16 protein-coding genes are annotated in these 20,153 nt (G+C 67.3%); 4 read left to right on the top strand and 12 right to left on the bottom strand.

Annotated elements, in window-relative coordinates; genetic code table 11:
• The first annotated feature begins 10 nt into the window (after positions 1-10).
• The gene (locus tag VSR34_RS15710; protein ID WP_342962874.1) at positions 11-1,537 is read left to right on the top strand and encodes an aminotransferase class V-fold PLP-dependent enzyme; all 1,527 of its coding nucleotides are present in this window, start codon (positions 11-13) and stop codon (positions 1,535-1,537) included.
• On the opposite strand, the gene VSR34_RS15715 is transcribed toward VSR34_RS15710, so the two are convergent.
• Genes VSR34_RS15715 through glyA form a run of 7 tightly spaced genes read right to left on the bottom strand, consistent with a single transcriptional unit; the run spans position 1,522 to position 11,158 of the window.
• Positions 1,522-2,520, bottom strand: coding sequence for a CoA ester lyase (locus tag VSR34_RS15715; protein ID WP_028212659.1), 999 nt, complete (start codon positions 2,518-2,520; stop codon positions 1,522-1,524). The genes VSR34_RS15710 and VSR34_RS15715 overlap by 16 nt on opposite strands.
• A gap of 33 nt (positions 2,521-2,553) precedes the next feature.
• The gene (locus VSR34_RS15720) at positions 2,554-5,502 is read right to left on the bottom strand and encodes a phosphoenolpyruvate carboxylase (RefSeq protein ID WP_342962875.1); all 2,949 of its coding nucleotides are present in this window, start codon (positions 5,500-5,502) and stop codon (positions 2,554-2,556) included.
• Positions 5,414-6,319 carry a succinate--CoA ligase subunit alpha gene (gene sucD, locus VSR34_RS15725; protein WP_028212657.1) on the bottom strand — a complete coding sequence of 302 codons (906 nt, stop codon included), beginning with the start codon at positions 6,317-6,319 and terminating at the stop codon, positions 5,414-5,416. Before sucD ends, VSR34_RS15720 begins: the two co-directional genes overlap by 89 nt.
• A gap of 10 nt (positions 6,320-6,329) precedes the next feature.
• Entirely contained in the window at positions 6,330-7,508 is a 1,179-nt protein-coding gene (locus tag VSR34_RS15730) for a malate--CoA ligase subunit beta (protein ID WP_028212656.1), read from the bottom strand.
• A 44-nt stretch (positions 7,509-7,552) separates the two neighbouring features.
• Positions 7,553-8,509 (bottom strand): D-2-hydroxyacid dehydrogenase, encoded by a 957-nt coding sequence (locus tag VSR34_RS15735; RefSeq protein WP_028212655.1) that lies wholly within the window; start codon positions 8,507-8,509, stop codon positions 7,553-7,555.
• A gap of 42 nt (positions 8,510-8,551) precedes the next feature.
• Complete coding sequence (locus VSR34_RS15740; RefSeq protein WP_028212654.1) at positions 8,552-9,811, bottom strand: aminotransferase class V-fold PLP-dependent enzyme; 1,260 nt, start codon at positions 9,809-9,811, stop codon at positions 8,552-8,554.
• A 54-nt stretch (positions 9,812-9,865) separates the two neighbouring features.
• Entirely contained in the window at positions 9,866-11,158 is a 1,293-nt protein-coding gene (gene glyA, locus VSR34_RS15745) for a serine hydroxymethyltransferase (RefSeq protein ID WP_342962876.1), read from the bottom strand.
• A gap of 250 nt (positions 11,159-11,408) precedes the next feature.
• Here glyA and VSR34_RS15750 point away from each other — a divergent pair, with 250 nt between their 5' ends.
• Positions 11,409-12,320, top strand: coding sequence for a LysR family transcriptional regulator (locus VSR34_RS15750; protein ID WP_342962877.1), 912 nt, complete (start codon positions 11,409-11,411; stop codon positions 12,318-12,320).
• A gap of 16 nt (positions 12,321-12,336) precedes the next feature.
• Here the strand turns inward: VSR34_RS15750 and VSR34_RS15755 are convergent, their stop codons facing one another.
• From VSR34_RS15755 to VSR34_RS15775, 5 genes are all read right to left on the bottom strand, one after another.
• Complete coding sequence (locus VSR34_RS15755; RefSeq protein WP_342962878.1) at positions 12,337-13,161, bottom strand: formylmethanofuran dehydrogenase subunit C; 825 nt, start codon at positions 13,159-13,161, stop codon at positions 12,337-12,339.
• Complete coding sequence (fhcD, locus tag VSR34_RS15760; RefSeq protein ID WP_342962879.1) at positions 13,158-14,108, bottom strand: formylmethanofuran--tetrahydromethanopterin N-formyltransferase; 951 nt, start codon at positions 14,106-14,108, stop codon at positions 13,158-13,160. Before fhcD ends, VSR34_RS15755 begins: the two co-directional genes overlap by 4 nt.
• The gene (locus VSR34_RS15765) at positions 14,105-15,805 is read right to left on the bottom strand and encodes a formylmethanofuran dehydrogenase subunit A (protein ID WP_028212650.1); all 1,701 of its coding nucleotides are present in this window, start codon (positions 15,803-15,805) and stop codon (positions 14,105-14,107) included. The genes fhcD and VSR34_RS15765 overlap by 4 nt, the downstream gene beginning before the upstream one ends.
• Positions 15,802-17,094, bottom strand: a complete 1,293-nt coding sequence (locus VSR34_RS15770) for a formylmethanofuran dehydrogenase (protein ID WP_342962880.1) — start codon at positions 17,092-17,094, stop codon at positions 15,802-15,804. Before VSR34_RS15770 ends, VSR34_RS15765 begins: the two co-directional genes overlap by 4 nt.
• A 270-nt stretch (positions 17,095-17,364) precedes the next feature.
• On the bottom strand, positions 17,365-18,051 hold the full coding sequence (locus tag VSR34_RS15775) for a HisA/HisF-related TIM barrel protein (protein ID WP_028212649.1): 687 nt from the start codon (positions 18,049-18,051) through the stop codon (positions 17,365-17,367).
• A 14-nt stretch (positions 18,052-18,065) separates the two neighbouring features.
• Between VSR34_RS15775 and VSR34_RS15780 the strand changes: the two genes are divergently transcribed.
• Positions 18,066-19,070 (top strand): ATP-grasp domain-containing protein, encoded by a 1,005-nt coding sequence (locus tag VSR34_RS15780; RefSeq protein ID WP_342962881.1) that lies wholly within the window; start codon positions 18,066-18,068, stop codon positions 19,068-19,070.
• Positions 19,060-20,145 (top strand): hydantoinase/oxoprolinase family protein, encoded by a 1,086-nt coding sequence (locus VSR34_RS15785; protein WP_051390950.1) that lies wholly within the window; start codon positions 19,060-19,062, stop codon positions 20,143-20,145. Before VSR34_RS15780 ends, VSR34_RS15785 begins: the two co-directional genes overlap by 11 nt.
• Positions 20,146-20,153 lie beyond the last annotated feature (8 nt).

The raw sequence follows: 20,153 nt of genomic DNA on the forward strand, positions 1-20,153 counted from the left end.
GGAAGCAGGCGTGGCTCAATGGTCGATGGATCCGGACGACGCGGACGATGCGCACGCCGCACTCGAGGCCGCGTACCGGCATGCGCTCTCCTTTCATCGCGGGCGCGGGTCGCTGCCGCCCGCCGCAACGGACGGTTTTGACGCGCTGATGCAGGGCTTCGGCGGGCCCGTGCCCGAGCTTGGCGTGCCCGCCGGCCAGGCCATCGAGCAGCTTGCCGCTGCAGCCGGGCCGGGCCTCATGGGCACGGCTGGCCCGCGCTTTTTCGGCTGGGTTGCCGGCGGCTCGCATCCTGTCGGAGTCGCGGCCGATTGGCTCACCAGCGTCTGGGGGCAGAATGCCGCCTGCTACGAAGGCGCGCCTGCTGCCGCAGTGGCCGAGCAGGTGGCCGCGCAATGGCTCGTCGATGTGCTGAGGCTGCCGGGCGGATGCTCGGTGGGTATCACGACGGGCGCGACGATGAGCAACTTCGTATGCCTCGCGGCCGCGCGCAGCGCACTGCTGCAGCGCGTTGGCTGGGATGTCGAGGCGGAGGGGATGTCCGGCGCCCCGCCCATTACCGTTTTCGCCGGTGAGGAAGCGCATGCGAGCGTGTTCGCCGCGTTGCGCTATCTTGGATTCGGTGAACGCAAGGTCGTCAGGATTCCATGTGATTGCGCCGGCCGAATGCGGGTCGAGGCGTTGCGTGCGGCGATCGCCCAATGCCGCGGCCCCCATATCGTGATCGCGCAGGCCGGGCACATCATGACTGGCGCGTTCGATCCTGTGGAGGCGATCGCCAGGCTCGCGAGCGAGCGCGGCGGCTGGCTGCACGTGGATGGCGCCTTCGGCCTCTGGGCGAGGGCGTGCCCAGCGCGCGCGCCGCTCGCCGCAGGTGTCGAGCTCGCGGATTCGTGGGCGACCGATGCGCACAAGTGGCTCCAGGCGCCCTACGAGTGCGGCTGCGCGTTCGTGCGCGATGCCGATGCGCACCGGCGCGCGATGACGATGGGCGCGGGTTACCTGCCGCCCGCCGGCAGCGAGTGCATTCGCGATCCGCTCGAGTACACGCCCGAACTTTCGCGCCGCGCCCGCGGCTTCGCATTGTGGGCGCTGCTGCGCGCGTTCGGCAGGCGCGGCATCGCGGCAATGATCGAGCGGCATTGCTCGATGGCGCAACGCCTCGCGCACCGCCTTGGCGCAGAGCCGGGCATTGAGGTGCTCAACGAGGTCGAATTGAATCAGGTCGTCGTGCGGTTCGGGCGGCACGAGCCGGCCGCGCGCGGCGATGCGCTCACGCAAGCGACGCTCGAGCACATCCGGCAGGCGGGAATCTGCTTCGCTCATGGCGCGCACTGGCGCGGGCGCCGCGTGATGCGCGTCTCGGTGATCGCGTGGCCAACCACCGAGGACGATATCGATCGTTCCGCCGATTCGATGATCGAAGCCTGGCGTGCGACACGGCAGGCGGCCGACGATGCACCCCGCGCGCGGGCAGCCGAGGAGGCTGCACTCGCCTGCCTGACTCCCGCGCCTTGCATCGATCACGAACCCACCTGATGTTTGCCGGACGACGCCGCAATCGCGCGCGCGGTCGAAAGCAGCGCCTCCGCCATGCGAATGCTCGCCGCATCGATCAACCGGCCATCGAGCGACACCGCGCCTTTGCCGTCCTTCGCCGCCTGCGCCATCGCGTCCATGATGCGTTGTGCGCGGGAGACTTCGGCATCGCTCGGGGTGAACACACGATTGGCCAGCTCGATCTGTGAAGGATGAATCGCCCACTTGCCGTCGTAGCCAAGCACCGCGGCGCGCCTGGCGGCCGTATCGTAACCCTCCGGGTCGCTGAAATCGCCGAAGGGACCGTCGATCGGCCGCAGCCCGTATGCGCGGCAGGCGACCATCATGCGCGTCTGCGCCGCGTGCCACTGGTCGCCCCAGAAGTAATCGCGCTTGCCGTGCTCGTCCTTGTCGCTCAGCACGCCATAGTCGCGGTTCACACCGCCGATCACGGTCGTGCGCGCGCGCGTGGAGGCCGCGTAGTCGGCCACGCCAAACGACATCGCTTCGAGCCGCCGGCTCGACTGCGCGATCGCTTCCACGTTGGCCATGCCAAGCGCCGTCTCGATGAGCACCTCGAAGCCGATACGCCGCGTGCGCTTCTTCGCAGCCTCGATCTGCGTGACGAGCATGTCGATCGCATAGACATCCGCCGCGACGCCCACCTTGGGGATCAGGATCATGTCGAGCCGGGGGCACGCCTCGACGATATCCACGACGTCGCGATACATGTAATGCGTATCCAGCCCGTTGATGCGCACCATCATCGTCTTCGCGCCCCAGTCGATGTCGTTCAGGCCTTCGACGATGTTCTTGCGGGCCTGTTCCTTGTCGTCCGGCGCGACCGCGTCTTCGCAGTCGAGAAAGACGATGTCGGCAGCCGAGCGCGCGGCTTTTTCGAACATGGCGGGGTTGGAGCCGGGCACGGCGAGCTCCGAACGATGCAGCCGCGGGGTGGCCTGTTCGATCGCGGTAAAGCTCATGAGTCATCTCCTCGATAGTGGGGGACGCGCGGCTTAGCCCGTCGCGCCGAATCCTGATGCGATGCAGTTGATGGACAAGAGCAGCGGCACGAGATAGCCGCGGCGTTCCTGATCGGAGCCTGCCGTGCGGTAGCGCCGCAGCAGTTCGACCTGCTGGCGGCTCACCTGGTTAATAGCCGGCAGGCGGCGCGCAAGCCGCTCGCGAAACTGCGGGAAACGCTCAGCGATCGTGGCGCCGCCGCTCACCTTGAGCACCGTCTCCACGGTGAGCCGGTACTCGGCGTCGATCTGCGCGAAGATGGCTTCCCGCACGTGCGCGTCGGGCACGAGGCTCGCGTAGCCGCGCGCAATGTCGAGATCGACCTGGGCGAGCGTCTTCTCCACCTCGTCCACGATGAGCCGGAACAGGCGCGACTCGTTGAACATCCGTCGCAGCAGGTCGAGGCCGCGCTCCTGGCGCACCGCGAGGAACGACGCAAGCGCGCTGCCCACACCGTACCAGCCGGTGAGCGCATGACGGTTCTGCGACCACGCGAACACCCACGGAATCGCGCGCAGGTCATGCAGGCTGCGGGCGCCGAAACGTCGCGCGGGTCGCGAGCCCATGTTCAGCATGGAGAGCTCTTCGAGCGGGCTGGCCGCCTGGAAATACGCTATCAGCTCAGGCCGCTCGACGAGCTTCATATAGGCCGCGCGCGATGCGCCCGCGAGCGCCTCCATGGCATCGTCGAATTCGCCGCGTGGCAGCAGTTCGTCTTCGCGTTCGGACTTGAACGTATGCTCGAGCACGCTCGACGCGAGCAGCTCCACGTGATACTGCGCGGTGCCACGGTTAGCGTACTTGTACGAGACGACTTCGCCCTGCTCGGTCACGCGAATGCGGCCGTTCACCGAGCCGGCGGGGAGCGCCGCGATCGCGCGGCCCGCGGGCACGCCGCCGCGGCTCACCGAGCCGCCGCGCCCGTGGAAGAACGAGATCGTGATGCCCAGCTCCCGCCCGACTCGCGCGATCTTCGTCTGCGCCTTCGAAAGTTCCCAGTTGCTCGCGAAGAACCCGCCGTCCTTGTTCGAGTCCGAGTAGCCGATCATGATTTCCAGCACGCCACCTTGCGCGCGGATGCTGCGCTTGACCATCGGCACGGCCAGCAGCTCACGCAGGATTTCGGGCGCGCGGCGCAGGTCGTCAATGGTTTCGAGCAGTGGTACGATCGGCAGCGTGCAGCTTTCCACCCCGGCGGCGTCGCTGAAGAGCCCCGCTTCCTTTGCCAGCAGATAGACGCCGAGCACATCGGTTGCATGGTGTGTCATGCTCAGGATGAACGCGCCGAAAGCATTGCGGTCCACCTGCTCGCGCATCGCGCGAACCATGCTGAAGATCTGGAGCGTTTCCGCTTCGACTTCGGGCAGGGCGTCGGCGTGTGTCTCCTGGCTATGCCGACGATCTTGCCCAAGTGGGCGCGCCAGCTCTGCGAGCAACCACGCCTTCCAGCCTTCGGACTGCAGATCGGGCGGCTCGGAGACGGGCTTGGCTCGCGCTCGCCAAAGCGCGAGCAGGGTCTTGTTGATGACCGTCGTGTTTTCGCGCAGGTCCAGTTGCACCGTCGAGAAACGGAACGTCTCGACCTCACGGCGCAGAGGGCGCACGTAGGCACCCGCAAGCGCGTCGCTGCCGCTCGCCAGCAACGCCTGCTCCATCGCGCGCAGCTCGGTGGCCAGTTCGTCCGCGCTTGCGTAGCCGCCCGGCACCGGCGTGCGAGAGCCGCGCCGCTGCGCGTCGGCGAGCGTCGCGTCGAGCTTGCGCAACATGCAGGTCAAATACTGGCGGAACACCTCGCCCGGATTGCGCGCGGCAATGGCCGCGCCGTCGCCGCTTTGCGCCAGCGCGCGCTCCAGCTCCCTCGCGAACGCATCGGGCACAGGCAAGGCTTCGGCGGTGATGCTGAGCGTCTGCGCGAGGTCGACGAGCCGTTGCCGATAGCGCTTCAGACACGCAAGCCGGTTCTCGTACAGCGTCGCGCGCGTGACATCGTTGTTGACGAAGGGATTGCCGTCGCGGTCGCCGCCTATCCACGAGCCGAACTGGAAGAAACGCGGCATCTCGAAGGGCTCGCCGGGGTAGAACTGATGCAGCGCGTCTTCAAGCCGCTCGAATAGCGTCGGCACCGCCTCAAAAAGCGTCTCGCCGAAGAAGTGCAGCCCCCAGGCCACTTCCTGCGCGACGGTGGGCTTTTCGCGGCGCAACTCGCCGCTCATCCAGAGCAGCTCGATCTCGTTGCCGAGTTGCGCAACAAGCGCACGCCGCTCGCGCGGTGTCCAGCGCGGCGACTCCAGTTCCATCAGCTTGCGATAGATGCGCCGGTGGATTTCGAGCACGGTGACGCGCTTGGCCTCGGTCGGGTGGGCAGTGATCACGGGCCGGATCTTCAGATGCCGGAGCACCTCGCGGACTTCTTCGGCGCTCACGCCGGCCGCGGCTGCGTCGGCCACCACGCGCGCAAACGATCCCGAGAGCCGCGCATAGCCGCTTTCGATCTCGATCTCGCGGCGCCGGCGCATGACGGTGCTCTGCTCGGCGACACTGAGCAGCTGAAACCAGATGCCCTGGGCCTGCAGGGCGCGCCGCCACACCGCGCGTGGCACGTCCGGGGGCAGCGGTTCGCCGCGCAGCGCGAGAGCGACCTGCGGCTGGCGTCGCTGCGCGACATCGCACAGCAGGCCGAAGAGCAGCTCGACCACGCATGGTTCGTAAGCCTTGGCATCGAGCGCGGGCAGCGCCGCGGTTCCCGCGGCGAGGCGATCGAGCGCTGCGGGCGGAGCCGGTGGCGTGGGCGTGGGCTCGCGCGGCGCCTCCACGCCGCGCGGCATCACGGCACGCGCATCGGCCTCGCCGGCCTCAAGCGACGCGGCGGGCATCATGTTGAGCCAGCGCGGCAGCAACGGTGGAACCCAGCTCGGAGGCGCTGGGGGCGACGAAGAGGCCATGCGACTTCATGATCTCGGCTTTCTCGGCGGCGCTGTCGCCTGCGGCCGAGATGATCGCGCCGGCATGGCCCATGCGGCGGCCCTTGGGCGCCGTGAGCCCGGCGACGTAGCCCACCACGGGCTTGGACATGTGCTCCTGTACCCAGCGCGAGGCTTCCGCCTCCTGCGGACCGCCGATCTCGCCGATCATGATCACGGCTTCGGTTTCGGGGTCATTCTCGAACAGGCGCAGGTGGTCGAGGAAGGAACTGCCGTTGATCGGATCGCCGCCAATGCCGACGCTCGTCGTGACCCCGAGCCCGAACGCTTCGAGCTGTGCGGCGGCCTCATAGCCGAGCGTGCCCGAGCGCGAGACGATGCCCACCGAGCCGCGCCGGTAGATGTGCCCGGGCATGATGCCGAGCATCGCCTTGCCCGCGCTGATGATGCCCGCGCAATTCGGTCCCACCAGCATCGTGCGCGATTCCTTCGGATAGCGCAGCAGATAGCGCTTTACGCGCATCATGTCCTGGGCTGGGATGCCGTCGGTGATCACGCAGACGAGTTGCAGGCCCGCATCGGCGGCTTCCATGATGGAGTCGCCACAGAACGGTGGCGGCACGAACACGAGGCTCGCCGTGGCGCCGGTGGCCTGCGCGGCCTCCTTCACCGTGTGGAAGACGGGGCGTTCGAGGTGATGCTGCCCGCCCTTGCCAGGCGTGACGCCGCCCACCACGTTGGTGCCGTACGCGATCATTTCCCTCGCGTGAAAGGTTGCCTTGTCACCGGTGAAGCCCTGCACGATCACGCGGGTGTTTTCGTCGATCAAGATGCTCATGTGTGTGCTCCTATTTGCTCTTTCTGGCGCGATGCGCCTTCGACGCCTCAACGGCCTTCTGGGCCGCTTCGAGCAGTGTGTCCGCCGCGATGATCGGCAGCCCGCTCTCGCGGACGATGCGGCGGCCCGCTTCGACATTCGTGCCCGCGAGCCGCACCACGAGCGGCACGCGCAGGTTTTTCGCGGCCTGCACGACACCCTCGGCGACCCAGTCGCAGCGGTTGATGCCCGCGAAGATGTTCACGAGAATCGCCGAGACGTTGCTGTCGGAGAGCACGAGGCGAAAGGCCGCAGCCACGCGCTCGGGTGAAGCGCCGCCGCCGACGTCGAGGAAATTGGCGGGCTCGCCGCCGGCGTACTTGATGGTGTCCATGGTCGCCATGGCGAGACCGGCGCCGTTGATAATGCAGCCGATGTCGCCGTCGAGGCCAACGTAGTTGAGCCCGAACTGCGCCGCCTCCGCTTCGCGCGGATCTTCCTGCGAGGCGTCGCGCATCTCGGACACATGCGAGTGGCGGAACAGCCCGTTGTCGTCGAACGTGACTTTGGCGTCGAGCGCGATCACGCGGTCGTCGGCGGTCACGACGAGCGGGTTGATTTCCACCATCGTCGCGTCGAGATCGCGGAACGCGCGGTATGCGCCCATAATCGCCGCGACGGCGCGGCTCACCTGCTTGATGTTCAGGCCGAGACCGAAGGCAAGCTCGCGCGCCTGGAACGGCTGCAGGCCGACCGCGGGCTCGGCGATCACCTGCAGGATCGCCTCCGGGTTCGTGCGGGCCACTTCCTCGATATCCATGCCGCCTTGTGCGGAGACGATCACGCGCACGCGCTCGGCCTTGCGGTCGAGCACGATGCCCAGATAGATCTCGCGCTCGAACTTCTCGGCGACTTCAATATAGACACGTTCGACGACCTTGCCTTCCGGGCCGGTTTGCGCAGTCGCGAGACGCTTTCCGAAGAGTGAAGCAGCCGCCTCGTGCACGTCGTGATAGGTCTCGCACAGCTTTATGCCGCCCGCCTTGCCGCGTGCGCCCGAATGTATCTGCGCTTTCACGGCCCAGTGCCAGCCGCCCAGTTCGGTGGCGCAGTACACGGCCTGGTCGGGCGTGTAGGCGACGAGCCCGCGCTGGATGGGCACGCCGAAACCGGACAGCAGTTCCTTCGCCTGATATTCGTGAATGTCCATGATGGTCGTTCCAAACGGATGAGAAAGAAGGTGTCGCCCGGCAATCAGGCGACCAGATGCTGAGGTTCGCCGCTGACGTAGGCCTCCAGGTTGTCGATCAGCTGATCCGCGAGAAACTGCATCGCGCCATCGGATGCCCATGCCACATGCGGCGTCAGGATGAAGTTCGGCAGATCGAGTTCAAGGAGCGGATTGCCTTGCGTGGGCGGCTCGGTGCTCAGCACGTCGAAGCCAGCGCCCGCAATCAGCCCCTCGCGCAGCGCCGTTGCGAGTGACGTTTCGCAGACCAGCCCGCCGCGCGCTGTGTTGATGAGGAGTGCACTGCGTTTCATCGTCCTGAGCTGCTCCAGCGCGATGAGGTTGCGCGTTTGCGGCCGCAGCGGCGTATGCAGCGAGACGACGTCCGATTCGCGCAGCAGCTGTTCGAGCGGCACGAACGCGACATCGCGCGGCTTCGCTTTTTGCGACTCGTGCTCCGCGAACACCACGCGCATGCCGAAGCCGCGCGCGAGCGCGGCGGTGCCCCGGCCGAGCGAGCCGTCGCCGACGATACCGAGCGTTGCGCCGTGCAGGTCGCGTATCGGGTGATCGAAGAAGCAGAACTGGCTCGATGCCTGCCAGCGGCCGCGCCGCACGTCGTCGCGATAGGCGAGCAGATTGCGGCGCAGCGCGAGAATGAGCGCGAAGGTGTGCTCGGGAACCGTATGCGTCGCGTAGTTGCGGATGTTCGTCACCGCGATGCCGTGCGCGCGGCAGTACGCCGTGTCGATCACGTCGTAGCCCGTGGCGGCCACCGCGATCATCGCAAGGCGCGGCAGCCGCGCGAGCGTATCCGCGCGCAGCGGCACCTTGTTGGTGATGGCGATGGTCGCGCCTTCGAGCCGCCGTACGACTTCGTGCGGCGCGCTCACGTCATACTCCGCCCAGCAATGTTCGAAGGCGGGGCGCCGGACGTCGGCCTTCAACGTGGAGCGGTCGAGAAAGACGATATCGTGTCGCATGGTTCGGTATCCTGCCTTCGTGATGGGCGTTGAGGGAGACGATCAGGCGGCGGCCACGCGGCGCGGCGGCTCGACCTGGTCCGCTTGCTCCGTCCGGGCCTTGCGCGTGCGGTCATGCGTGCGCCAGTACTGCGTGGCCGCGCCGGTGCCGCTGCCGGGGCGCACGTCGATGCCCACATCGAGCATTGCCATTTCCGCGCCCGAGATCGCGCTCGTGAGCATCAGCTCGTTGAGGTCGCCGAGGTGGCCGATGCGGAAGACCTTGCCCGCGACCTTCGAGAGCCCGGCGCCCAGCGCGAGGTTGTAGCGGCGGAACGCCGTGTCGATCACGTGTGCCGCATTGAAGCCCTGCGGCACGACGATGGCGGTCACCGTGTCCGAATGCCACTTAGGCGCCTTGGCGCACAGCTCGAGGCCCCAGCCTTCGGTCACGGCGGCGCGCACGCCAGCGGCGAGGTAATGATGGCGTGCGAAGACGTTGTCGAGCCCTTCCTCGAAGAGCAGGTCGAGCGACGCGCGCAGGCCGTAGAGGAGCGACAAGGCCGGCGTGTATGGGAAATATCCGGTCGCGTTGGCCTTGATCATGTCGCCGAGGTCGAAGTAGCAGCGCCTCGACTGCGCATGCTCCATCGCCTTGAGGGCCTTCGGGCTCGCGCAGAGAATGCCGAGGCCGGCGGGCAGCATCAGACCCTTCTGCGAGCCGGTTACGGCGAGATCGACGCGCCAGTCGTCCATGCGGAAGTCGATGCAGCCGATCGAGCTCACACCGTCGACGAACAGAAGCGCGGGGTGGTGGGCGTTATCCATCGCGTGGCGCAGCGCGCCGATGTCGCTCGTCACGCCGGTGGCCGTTTCGTTGTGGCACGCGAGTATGCCTTTGATCTGATGCTGCTTGTCGGCGCGCAACACCTCTTCGATGCGCGCAACGGGGACACCTTCGCCCCAGTCGACGTCGATAATTTCGACCTCGAAGCCGAGGCGCTGCGCCATGTCGGCCCACAGGTGGCTGAATTGCCCGAACCGCGCGACCAGCACGCGGTCGCCCGGAGAGAGGGTGTTGGTCAATGCGGCTTCCCACGCGCCGGTGCCCGACGAAGGAAAGATGAACGGCTGCCCGCTCGTGGTCTTGTAGAGGCGCTTCAGATCGCTCAGCACGCCGTTTGCGAGTTCGGGAAAGCGGCTCGAGCGGTGGTCCTCCATCGACACGACCATCGCGCGCAGCACGGCGTCGGGAATGTTCGTGGGGCCGGGGACCGCAAGAATGTTGCGGCCCGGGATGCGCGTTCCTGTGGTATTCGACATGTCTGCACTCCTATGTTGTTCGAACGGTGTGATTTTGCTGATGAGGCTGGCGCTTCAGGTAGTGGGGCCGCTTGCCGCGCTTTGCCGCTGCTGCTGCGCGTCTCCGTACACCGGGAAGCGCGTCGTGAGGGCATGCACGGCGTCGGCCACGCGGCGAATCACGAGATCGTTGGCTGGCGCTTCGAGCACGTCGGCCATCAGGTGGGCGAGTTGCCGAGCTTCTGTCTCGCCGAAGCCGCGCGTGGTCATCGCCGGCGACCCGATGCGAATGCCGCTCGTGACGAACGGCTTTTGCGGATCGTTCGGAATGGCGTTCTTGTTGACGGTAATGGCGGCCCTGCCAAGCGCCGCTTCGGCATCCTTACCGGTGATGGCTTTCGCGCGCAGGTCGACGAGAAAGAGGTGCGACTCGGTGCGGCCCGACACGATTCGCAGCCCGCGCTCCTGCAGCGTCCGCGCCATCGCTTGCGCGTTGGTCATCACCTGGCGCTGGTACAGCCGGAATTCGTCGGTCATCGCCTCGCGCAACGCGACTGCCTTGGCTGCGATCACATGCATGAGCGGGCCGCCCTGGATGCCGGGGAAGATGGTCGAGTTGAGCGTCTTGCCGTGCTCGGCGCTCGACAGGATGAGGCCGCCGCGCGGGCCGCGCAGCGTCTTGTGCGTGGTCGAGGTGACGAAGTCGGCGATGCCCACGGGGCTCGGGTAAAGGCCTGCTGCGATCAGGCCGGCGTAGTGGGCCATATCGACGAAGAGCCAGGCGCCCACGCTGTCCGCAATCGCGCGAAAGCGCCGCCAGTCGATCACGAGTGCATAGGCAGAGGCGCCCGCGACGATCATGCGCGGCTTGTGCTCGTGCGCGAGGCGCTCGACCTCGTCATAGTCGATTACCTCGGTTTCGGGGTGCAGGCCATAGGCCACGGCATTGAAGAGCTTGCCGCTTGCGTTCACCGAAGCGCCGTGGGTGAGGTGGCCGCCGTGGGCAAGCGACATGCCGAGAATCGTATCGCCTGGCTTGAGCACGGAGAGATAGACGGCCTGATTCGCCTGCGAGCCCGAATGCGGCTGAACGTTCGCGTACTCGGCGCCGAACAGCTGCTTTGCGCGGTCGATCGCAAGCTGCTCGGCCACGTCCACGTGCTCGCAGCCGCCGTAATAGCGCTTGCCGGGATAGCCCTCGGCGTACTTGTTGGTGAGGAGCGAGCCCTGCGCCTCCATCACGGCAGGCGACGCATAGTTCTCCGATGCGATCAGTTCGATGTGATCCTGCTGGCGCACGGACTCCGCCATGATGGCCTGACGCAATTCGGGATCGGTTGCTGCAAGGGTCTGCTGGAAGCTGAACATGGGCGCCTCTGTGTCGATGGTCGATGTCGGGAACTTGTGAATGATGGTAGTGGCGCAGCGCCGGGAACACTCATTCCGGTTTCTTATCCGACCCATAACCTCGCCTGTGCGCCAATGGCGGCGGGCTTCGCACGCGCGGGAATACCCCGTCGTGGGCATTGCCGCACTAGCCGGCGCTGGTACAGTGACGGCAGGCAAGGGTGGTTGTTTTGGCGCCCTACTGGAGGCTCGTAAGCGGGAGAGGAAGTGGATGCTTAACCTGACATTGCGGCAATTGCGGGTCTTCGAGGCGGCGGCGCGTCACCTGAGCTTCTCGCGCGCCGCCGAAGAGCTGCATCTGACGCAGCCGGGCGTTTCCGCGCAATTGAAGAGTCTCGAAGAAACGATCGGCATGCCCGTGTTCGAACAGATCGGGCGGCGCGTCTTTCTCACCGAAGCGGGCCGCGAGGTCTATAGCCATACACGCTCGATCCAGCAGCAACTCGGGATACTCGAAGGTTCGCTCGACCAACTGCGCGACACGAAGCAGGGCAAGATCCAGGTGTGCGCCGTCACGGGGACGGCGGGCCATCTCGCGCTCGAGTGCATTTCGCGCTATACGAAGGCGTTTCCAGGCGTGCGTGTCTGCCTGAAGTTCGCGAACCGCGAGGCGGTGCTCGGCGCGCTGGCCGGCAACGAGACCGATCTCGCGATCATGGGTCAGCCGCCGGAAGGGCAGGGGCTCGTCGGGCAGCCGTTCATGAAGAACCCGCTGGTCGTGGTTGCGCCGCCCGATCACCCGCTCGCGCGGCAGCGTGCCATTGCGCTGAAGGCACTCGAGGACGAGGTTTTCGTGGTGCGTGAGCCGGGCTCAGGCACACGGCGCGTGATGGAGCGCTTCTTCGCCGAGCACCGCATCCGCTTTCGTCCGGGCCTCGAGGTGAGCAGCAACGATGCCGTCAAGTGCTGCGTGCATGCTGGCATGGGTCTGTCGATCGTGCCGTTGCAAACGGTCCTGCCGGAGCTGGAGACGCTGCGCCTGAAGGTGCTGGAAGTAGAGCGCTTTCCGATCGTCCGCTATCTGTACATCGTGCATCGCGAAAGCAAGCACCTTTCCGCGGCGGTCGAAGCCTTCAAGCGCACGTTGATCGACGAGGCCCAGAAGGCCACCGCCGACGCATGACTAACCGGACGCTCACTCAGCGCGCCAAAAGGAGTTCCCCCTTGCCGTCCACAGTGACGTCGCCCACGAAGCGCAGCGGCGCCTGTTGCGCGAGTTCTCCGAACGCGCCGCCTTCGCGCGCGAGGCTGCGCGTGATGAGACGCCAGAAGACATCAACGTCGGCGCGGTTCTCGACGAAGCGGTTGGTGCCCGGCAACGCCCGGACGCCGGGCAGGAGCAGTGAGCCGCGCTGCATGCCATAGGCGAGATGCCCGCCGACGCTGCCAGCGATGCCAATCGTGCCCGCCACCATGCGCGAGGCCGCGAACGCCCCGGCGTTGCCGAACACGAGGGCCGTGCCGCGGCGCATGCGGTCGCCCAGGCGCTCGCCGGCGTCGCCGCGCACGACGAGGGTGCCGCCGCGCATGCCGTCCATGCTGCCGGGCAGCGCCGCCGCGGCGAAATTGCCGCAATTGCCGCCAATCTCGATGCGGCCGCCCGTCATCTCGCAAGCGGCGAAGCTGCCGCTGCTACCGCGCACGACGATCTCGCCCGCGCGCATTTGCGCGCCCACGAGGTCGCCTGCCCCGCCCTCGACGAGGATCGCGCCAGCTTCCATCGAGCAGCCGACGCGGTCGAAACGGCGCATGTCCCCTTCGAACACGACACACGGCCCGCAATCGGACGTTGTCTGCACGCTCACCTCGAACAGATCCGCCAACACGATGCGTTCCGTCCCATGCCAGAGCGGCACGCGCTCGATCTCGCCCTCGTTGAGCGCCGCGAGCGTACCCGGTAGCAGGGTGCGCGCGTCGATGCGCAGCGCGGGAGGCTGCTTGATGCGCAACGTGATGCGCTTCATGAGTTCTCTCCGTCGCCGCAGAGCCGATGCAGATGAAAATGGAACGGGCCGAGCTTGCCGCCGTAGTTGCCTGCTGCAATACGCGTCACGCCGGCTCGCGCGCCGCGTGCGGTGACGGCTTCGATGCCGGCGCGCATGGCGTGCGCGACATCCCCTTCGCTTAACCCGTCGATGACGATCTCCAGCACGCAGCGCGTCTCGTCGGTCAAGGCAGTGCGCGGGGCGAGCCCGGCCAGCGTGGGACAGTATGCGTCGTTGGTCGAAGCGGGCAGCGCCGCATATTTCGAGCCGACCTTCGAGCCTGAGCGCACTACGCCCCCAGGGAACGGCATGATGACGTTGGGGACGCGCCGAATCGCCTCGACCGCTGCTTCGGCTCCGGCCAACGCGGCGTCGGGGTCGCGCGCCAGCAACAGCAGGTTGCCGCCGCCCACGCCCTTGATGACGGTGGTCGTTTCCTGCGCAACGAATTCGCCGTCCATCACCGGCACGCGCCAATAGCGCACACCGTCGACCATCTTGGAGGTTTGCCAGCCGTCGCCGAAAAAGCGCAGGTTCTTGCCCAGCGCGATGGCCTCGCCTTCGGCGATGCCTGCGTAGACGGCCGTGGTGGGGCAGGTCAGCACACACTGGCCCACGCGCCGCTCGACTTGCCTGGCCAGCTCCTTGCCGGACATCGAAAAGAGCAGGATCGCGAAGCCCGGCCTGCCGTCGGGCGATGCATCCGGCGCGATCTCGCGTTCGATGGCGGCCTCGCAGCCGCAGGCGATCACCGAGGTCGCGAAGCCGGTCGCCGCCACGGCAGCGTGTCGCGCCCAGGCGGCGTTACGAGCGGTGATGACGAGCCGGGTCGCTTTCATCGGAAAGGCTTCGGCGAAGGTGTCGTCGATCGTTACGCCGTTGATCGTGAGCGGCGCTTTATCCGTCATGCCCGGAGTCGCGTTCATGCCGGCTGTCCTCCGCGTGCGTCGAGGTGGGGGCCGCATGCTGTGGGCAGCAGCCGGCCACCGTTGCAGCAGGAGCACAGCTCGTCGCGGCTGATGGCGGCGTGGCGGAAGTGATACGCGAGATGGCGCTCGCCGTACTCCTCGAGCGTGCGTTCAATCGAACGGTCGAACTCGGGCTCGACGAAATGCGTGCCGCCTACGGGCGTCGCGACGATGCTGCCGCGCCGAGCGACCAGTTCGCCGTCCTTGAACACGTATTCTGGCGTGCTGAACATGGCCTCGCGATCGTCGTTGTCGCGATATACGGCGATGTCCGCGGCGGCGCCCGCACTCAGGCGCCCCCGGTCGCGCAGACCGAGCAGGCGCGCCGGCGCGGCGCGTGTGAGGACCGCGATCTCTTCGAAGCTCAGTTCGCGCGTCATGCCAGCCAGCGCCGACTGCTGCACGACCTCGGGATGCAGCTTCGCGAGCTGCTCGTCGCGGAACGATTTGTCCATCAGCAGTCGGATCAGGTGGGGGTAGCTCGTGAACGGTCCACCGTTCGGATGATCGGTAGTCAGCGTGATCTGCCAGGGGTTTTTCACCATGAGGAAGAGTTCGAGGCCGATCGTCCATTGCAGCGCATTCACATAGCTTTGCTCACGATAGCGGAACGGCACCACGCCGCAGCCAGCGTCGCACTCGATGTCGCCAGCGATCCATTTGCGTGGCGAGGCGAATTCAGCCTGCTTCACCTGCTTCATGATGTCGCCGGAGGCCGTGACCGTCTGCCCGAACATGATCTGGCCGACGTCGATGGAGATATGCGCATTGGCATTGACGGCCTCGGCAATGCGCTCGGCCGCCGAGGAAAACTTGCGCGGCCCCTCCGTGCCATAGCTGTGGAACTGGATATGCGTGAGATGGCCCGGCAGCCCTTCGAGGGCGTCGATGGTCGCGAGCGTCGATTCGACGTTGCCGGGCACGCCGAGATTGCTCGCGTGGATATGCAGCGGATGCGGGATGCCGAGTTCGCTCAAGGCCCGCGCGAGCGTGTGCAGGACCTGGCGCGGGGTGATCGGGTAGTGCGCATGTGTCTCGTCGACATCGAGGCTGCGCTGGTTGAACTTGAATGCGGAAATGCCGCCCGGGTTCACGACCTTCACGCCCAGCGCCTTCGTCGCGTTGATGGACCAGCCAACGTAATCGCGCAGGCGCTCGAAATCCGCGCCCTGCGCGAGCATGCTCAGGAACAACTCATCGTTGCCCAGCATCACGTAGGCGCCGTGGTCGATGATAGGCGTGTCGCCCATCTCGAGATGCGTGTGGCGCGCGTTCGACGCGATCATCGCGGGCTCGAACGCCGCCGTGTAGCCCATCTCCGCATAGCGATAACCGGTCGCCAACGTGCCCGGTGTGCAGACGCCGCACGAGGCCAGCTCCAGCGCGTTCTGCGCTTCCTCGCGTTGCAGGCGCAGCCGATGGTCCTCGGGCATCAGCATGCGCGCGAGGTTGACCTTGCCGCCGCCGATGTGCGAATGCATATCGATGCCGCCCGCCATCACGGTCATGCCGGTGACGTCGTATTCGCGGCTTACCGTCTCATGGGCGGGTAGATCGACGATGCGGCCGTCGCGCACGCAGATGTCGGCAAGCTTGCCGTCGATGCCGCTGGCCGGATCGAACACGCGGCCGCCACGCAAACGAAACGTGCTCATGCGGTGTTCTCCCTGGGTGGCGCGAGCGCTTCGCCCAGCTTGCCGGCGAAAGCGGCGACAGTGGGCAGCGTGTCTTCATAGACCGGCGAGAGCGGCAGGACGACACCGCCGTCCGCGCGGAAGAGGTGTCCCGGTGAGCCGATGCCCGGCGTGGAGACGGGCACGAATACGGTGGGGCCTTCGCGGTCCGCGCACGCGGTGGCGAGACCCGGATGACCGAGCACGATCGTTGGGATCGGAGCGCGCGGGGGCGGCAGATGCGAGCCGAAGCTCGCGACCCAGACCAGCGCGTCGACGGCCTGATCGGCAATGAGGCACGCCGTGTCGTAGCGTTGCGGCGCGTGCTCGAGGCCGCCGCGGTGCACGCCTGTGCGCAAAGGCAGGCCGGACAGCCACGTGAGCGTCTGGTTGACGCTCGCGCCGCCATCGTCGCCGCCGAGTGCAAGGCCGCCCGCGCGCCGGGTACGGTTGAGCGCTTTGAGCAGACGATCGAATCGTTCGACGAGCAATGCGGCATGCGGACCAGGCAAGTCAGCAGGAGTCCATACTATTGCGGTGTAGTTCGCCGCGAGCATGCGTTCGACAAGCGAGGTCGCGCCGGCCAGTGCGGGATCCGACGGCCCGCGCAGCGACTTGCCGCCGAGCAGGGTGTTGAGCGTGGCGAGCGTGTCGTAGAGGTCGCCCTGCAATGGAACCGCGAACGCTTCGACGTCGGAGCGGCCCGCGAGTGCGGAATCGGCGTCGCAGCCAAGGAAGACCACCGTACGGCGAGCCGGTCCCACCCGCTGCGCATCGACGCCTACCGCGCAGCGCGCGAAGAATTCCGGATACCGCGCCGAGGGCGACGTGCCGACGCAGACCACGAGATCGGCGCGATTGCGGATCTCAGCAAGCGTCGTCGTAAAGGCGCCGCGGTCCTGCAGGGCCGTCAAGCCGTGCATGAGCGCGCGGCCATGCGCATGATCGACGATCGCGCCGCATGCATTGGCGAGCCGGTAGAGCGCGCGCGCGCCCGCCACGTCGGTGGCCATGCCGCCGAAAAGGGGCTGGCGCGCACCGCTCAGCCACTGCGTCGCGGTGTCGAGCGCGGTTTGCGCGTCAACGGGCTGCCCGTTCACCGAAGGTGTCGCCCGCGACGGCACGGCGCCGAACTCTGCAAGCGCGTGAGTGGCGCGCGGGCAGCGCGTGCCTGCCGGGGTCAGCGTCTCGCCCTTGACGACGCCGAATCGGTCGCACAACAAAGCGCAGAACGGGCAGGTCCAGGGTGGGGAGTGAAGAGTGGCATCCATGCCTGCCGATTTGCAAGGCGCATGCCATGCGCGCTGTTGTGGCGGTGGCGGCGCTCGCTCGCCGTTTCATTCATGGTGCCCGGATCCGCGCGCGCCGTCCGCGGCACACAATGCGCACGGCGTTCGCCGTCCGACGTCACACAGTGTCACGCCCTGTTCATGTACGTACACGCCTCAAGACCGCGGCGCGCGTGTGCAACTGGGCGTGCCCCTCACTGGCATGAAACGTGATTGTTGCGAGATGGCTCGCGCCGTGCATCATCGGAACGTTCAGGCCACAGCGGGGATGCGCCGCTCGTGCAATGCCGAGGCCACGAGCCACGCCGTTGCGCCCGAGGCCGCCGCCGCCTGGAGGTCGTTTGCATCGCGGATGCCGCCCGCGCCGACGATCTCCCGTTGGCCCGCGCGTTGCCGGACCTCCGCAATCGTGGAAAGCGCGGGGCCGTCGAACGAGCCCACGCGCTCCAGCGTCATGACGATCAGGCGCGATGGCCAGTGCGACACGTCGGTCCAGCAGTGCGGGTCGCCGAGCGGCGTGTCGTGACGGCGGTCGAGCGAGAGAATGGCGTCCGCGGGCAGCTGCGCCATCGCGCCGGCACGTAGCGATTCGCTGCCGAAGACCGGCGTGATCGCAGCGCCGGCTTCCCGTAGCGGCGTGATGAGGGCGCGGGCGGAAGAGGGATCGGCGAAGCCGGCGTCGAGCCATAGTTCGACGCCGGGCAGCGCGCCGGCGAGACGGGTGAGCAGAGCGCGTTGCGGTGTGCCGCGCATGATGCCGTCCAGGTCGGCGACATAGAGGATGGAAGCGGCGCAGTAGTCGAGGAGTGCGCGGGCGGCGTCCACCGGATCGCTGCCGCTGCAAAGCTGCGATTCGAGTGGGCGGTAGCGGCTGCGTTCGCCTCGTACGGCGCGCACCGCGGTGCCGCCAAGCACGTCGATAACGGGAATGATCTGCATTGGGGAAACGAGCGATGACTAAAGTGCTGGTCTACGAATATATCAGTGCTGGCGGCGATGCGGCAGCCATAGAATCGCCCGCGCTGCTCGCGATGGGACGCGCGATGCGCGATGCCGTTACAGGTGACCTCGCGCGCGTCCCCGGCGTCGAGGTGACCTCCGTCTGCGCCGCCGGGGAAATGGCCGCAATCGCTGCGCGTGTGCCTGCGCCGACCTGGCGTGTGCCGCCGCGCGGGCATGATGCCGTCGCGTTCGTGCGCGAAGAGGCGTTGCGTCACGACGCGGTCTGGGTCATCGCGCCCGAGACGGCAGGCATGCTCGCCGCGATGTGTGATGTCGTGGACGCTTCCCGCTGGATTGGTTGTGACGCCGCCTCGCTGCGGATTGCGCAGAGCAAGCGCGAGACGGCGCGGCGCCTCGCGCAGGCCGGTATTGCCACGACCCGGGCATGGGCGGCAGACGCGCCCCTGCGGCCCGGCGCACCCGCGTGGGTCGTGAAGCCCGACGATGGCGCGGGCGCGGTCCGAACGCACGTCTACTACGATTTGGGCGAGGCAGAGTCCGCGTTCCACCAACGCCTTGCCGCGCAGGAGCGCGTGACCCTGGAAGAGTGGGTGGAAGGCGACGCGCTAAGCCTCTCACTGCTGTGCACGCAGGGCCGCGCGGAACTGCTGAGCGTGAACTGGCAGCATATCGGCGTCGCGCAGGGCCGGCTCACCTATGAAGGCGTGACTGTCGGCGCGATCGCGCTCGGCAGCCTCGTCGGCCACGCCTGCGCCGAACTGGCGGCACGCGTCGCGCGCGCGTTGCCGGGATTGGCAGGCTTCGTCGGCATCGACGTGGTCTGGCATCGTGAGCGCGGGCCCGTGGTCATCGAAGTCAATCCGCGCGTGACCTGCGCATACGCAGGGCTGTCTGAGCGCCTCGAAACCAATCTGGCGGCGCGCGTGCTGGCGGCACATCACGAGGTGCACCTGGACCCGAACACCGCCGGGCAACAGGTCTGCCATGCAGCATGACCTTGTGATCGGCTGGGACATTGGCGGCGCGCACGTCAAGGCCGCGCGCGTCGAGCATGGCCGCGTGCTCGACGTAGTGCAATGGCCATGTCCACTCTGGCAGGGTCTTGCAGAACTGGACACAGTGCTGGCGCGGGCGGAGGAGCGCTGGCCCGATTTTGCCCGCGCCAGCCACGCGGTGACGATGACGGGCGAAATGGTGGATCTGTTCGAGCACCGCGAGGCCGGCGTGATGGCGCTCGCGCAGAGGCTTGCCGGGCATCTGGGGGATCGCGTTGCGTTCTATGCCGGCCCGCAGCGCAACGGGTTCTGGTGTGCGCTCGGCGACGTGGCGGCGCACTGGGCACGCATTGCTTCGGCCAACTGGCAAGCCACGGCGCAGGTGGTCGCGAGACGCTTGTCCAGCGCGGTGCTGGTCGATATCGGCAGCACGACGACAGACCTGATTCCGGTGCGGGCCGGGCGGATTCTCGCGCGCGGCGCAGACGATGCGGGGCGGCTGCGCACGGGCGAACTGGTCTATCAGGGCGTCGTGCGCACGCCGCTGTGCGCGCTTACGCAGCGAGTCGGGTTTCGCGGAGCGACATGGAATGTGATGAACGAATACTTTGCGACCACGGCCGACATCTACCGCCTCACCGGCGAACTGAAGCCCGCACACGACCAGCATCCCGCCGCGGACGGATGCGGCAAGGATGCCGAGGCGACGCGCCGGCGTCTCGCACGCATGATCGGCCACGATGCACGCGATGCTACGGATACCGAATGGAACGCATTTGCCCATCAATGGCGTGACCTGCAACTGGCGCATCTGGCCGCGAATCTGACACGCGTGCTGGCAGCGTGTGCGCAGTCGCACGATGCGGTCGTGGTGGTGGCGGCCGGTTGCGGCGCGTTTCTCGGGGAGGCTGTGGCGGCGTCGTGCGGGTATGAGGCCGTGCGCTTCGCCACGCTCATCGAGACACGCGCCGAGGTGGCTGACTGGGCGCAGGTGTGCGCGCCCGCTGCGGCGGTCGCGCTGCTGCGCGCGCAAGCCAATGAACGCGCGCGAAGTGCCTGTGCGGCGCCTGCCTGACGCGGCGG

Source organism: Paraburkholderia sp. JHI2823, assembly GCF_038900695.1.
In the GTDB taxonomy this organism is placed as follows: domain Bacteria; phylum Pseudomonadota; class Gammaproteobacteria; order Burkholderiales; family Burkholderiaceae; genus Paraburkholderia; species Paraburkholderia mimosarum.

Coding starts and splice junctions, on each gene's coding strand:
- VSR34_RS15715 (WP_028212659.1), bottom strand. CDS start 2,520: ATGAGCTTTACCGCGATCGAACAGGCCACCCCGCGGCTGCATCGTTCG.
- VSR34_RS15720 (WP_342962875.1), bottom strand. CDS start 5,502: ATGGCCTCTTCGTCGCCCCCAGCGCCTCCGAGCTGGGTTCCACCGTTG.
- sucD (WP_028212657.1), bottom strand. CDS start 6,319: ATGAGCATCTTGATCGACGAAAACACCCGCGTGATCGTGCAGGGCTTC.
- VSR34_RS15730 (WP_028212656.1), bottom strand. CDS start 7,508: ATGGACATTCACGAATATCAGGCGAAGGAACTGCTGTCCGGTTTCGGC.
- VSR34_RS15735 (WP_028212655.1), bottom strand. CDS start 8,509: ATGCGACACGATATCGTCTTTCTCGACCGCTCCACGTTGAAGGCCGAC.
- VSR34_RS15740 (WP_028212654.1), bottom strand. CDS start 9,811: ATGTCGAATACCACAGGAACGCGCATCCCGGGCCGCAACATTCTTGCG.
- glyA (WP_342962876.1), bottom strand. CDS start 11,158: ATGTTCAGCTTCCAGCAGACCCTTGCAGCAACCGATCCCGAATTGCGT.
- VSR34_RS15750 (WP_342962877.1), top strand. CDS start 11,409: ATGCTTAACCTGACATTGCGGCAATTGCGGGTCTTCGAGGCGGCGGCG.
- VSR34_RS15755 (WP_342962878.1), bottom strand. CDS start 13,161: ATGAAGCGCATCACGTTGCGCATCAAGCAGCCTCCCGCGCTGCGCATC.
- fhcD (WP_342962879.1), bottom strand. CDS start 14,108: ATGAACGCGACTCCGGGCATGACGGATAAAGCGCCGCTCACGATCAAC.
- VSR34_RS15765 (WP_028212650.1), bottom strand. CDS start 15,805: ATGAGCACGTTTCGTTTGCGTGGCGGCCGCGTGTTCGATCCGGCCAGC.
- VSR34_RS15770 (WP_342962880.1), bottom strand. CDS start 17,094: ATGGATGCCACTCTTCACTCCCCACCCTGGACCTGCCCGTTCTGCGCT.
- VSR34_RS15775 (WP_028212649.1), bottom strand. CDS start 18,051: ATGCAGATCATTCCCGTTATCGACGTGCTTGGCGGCACCGCGGTGCGC.
- VSR34_RS15780 (WP_342962881.1), top strand. CDS start 18,066: ATGACTAAAGTGCTGGTCTACGAATATATCAGTGCTGGCGGCGATGCG.
- VSR34_RS15785 (WP_051390950.1), top strand. CDS start 19,060: ATGCAGCATGACCTTGTGATCGGCTGGGACATTGGCGGCGCGCACGTC.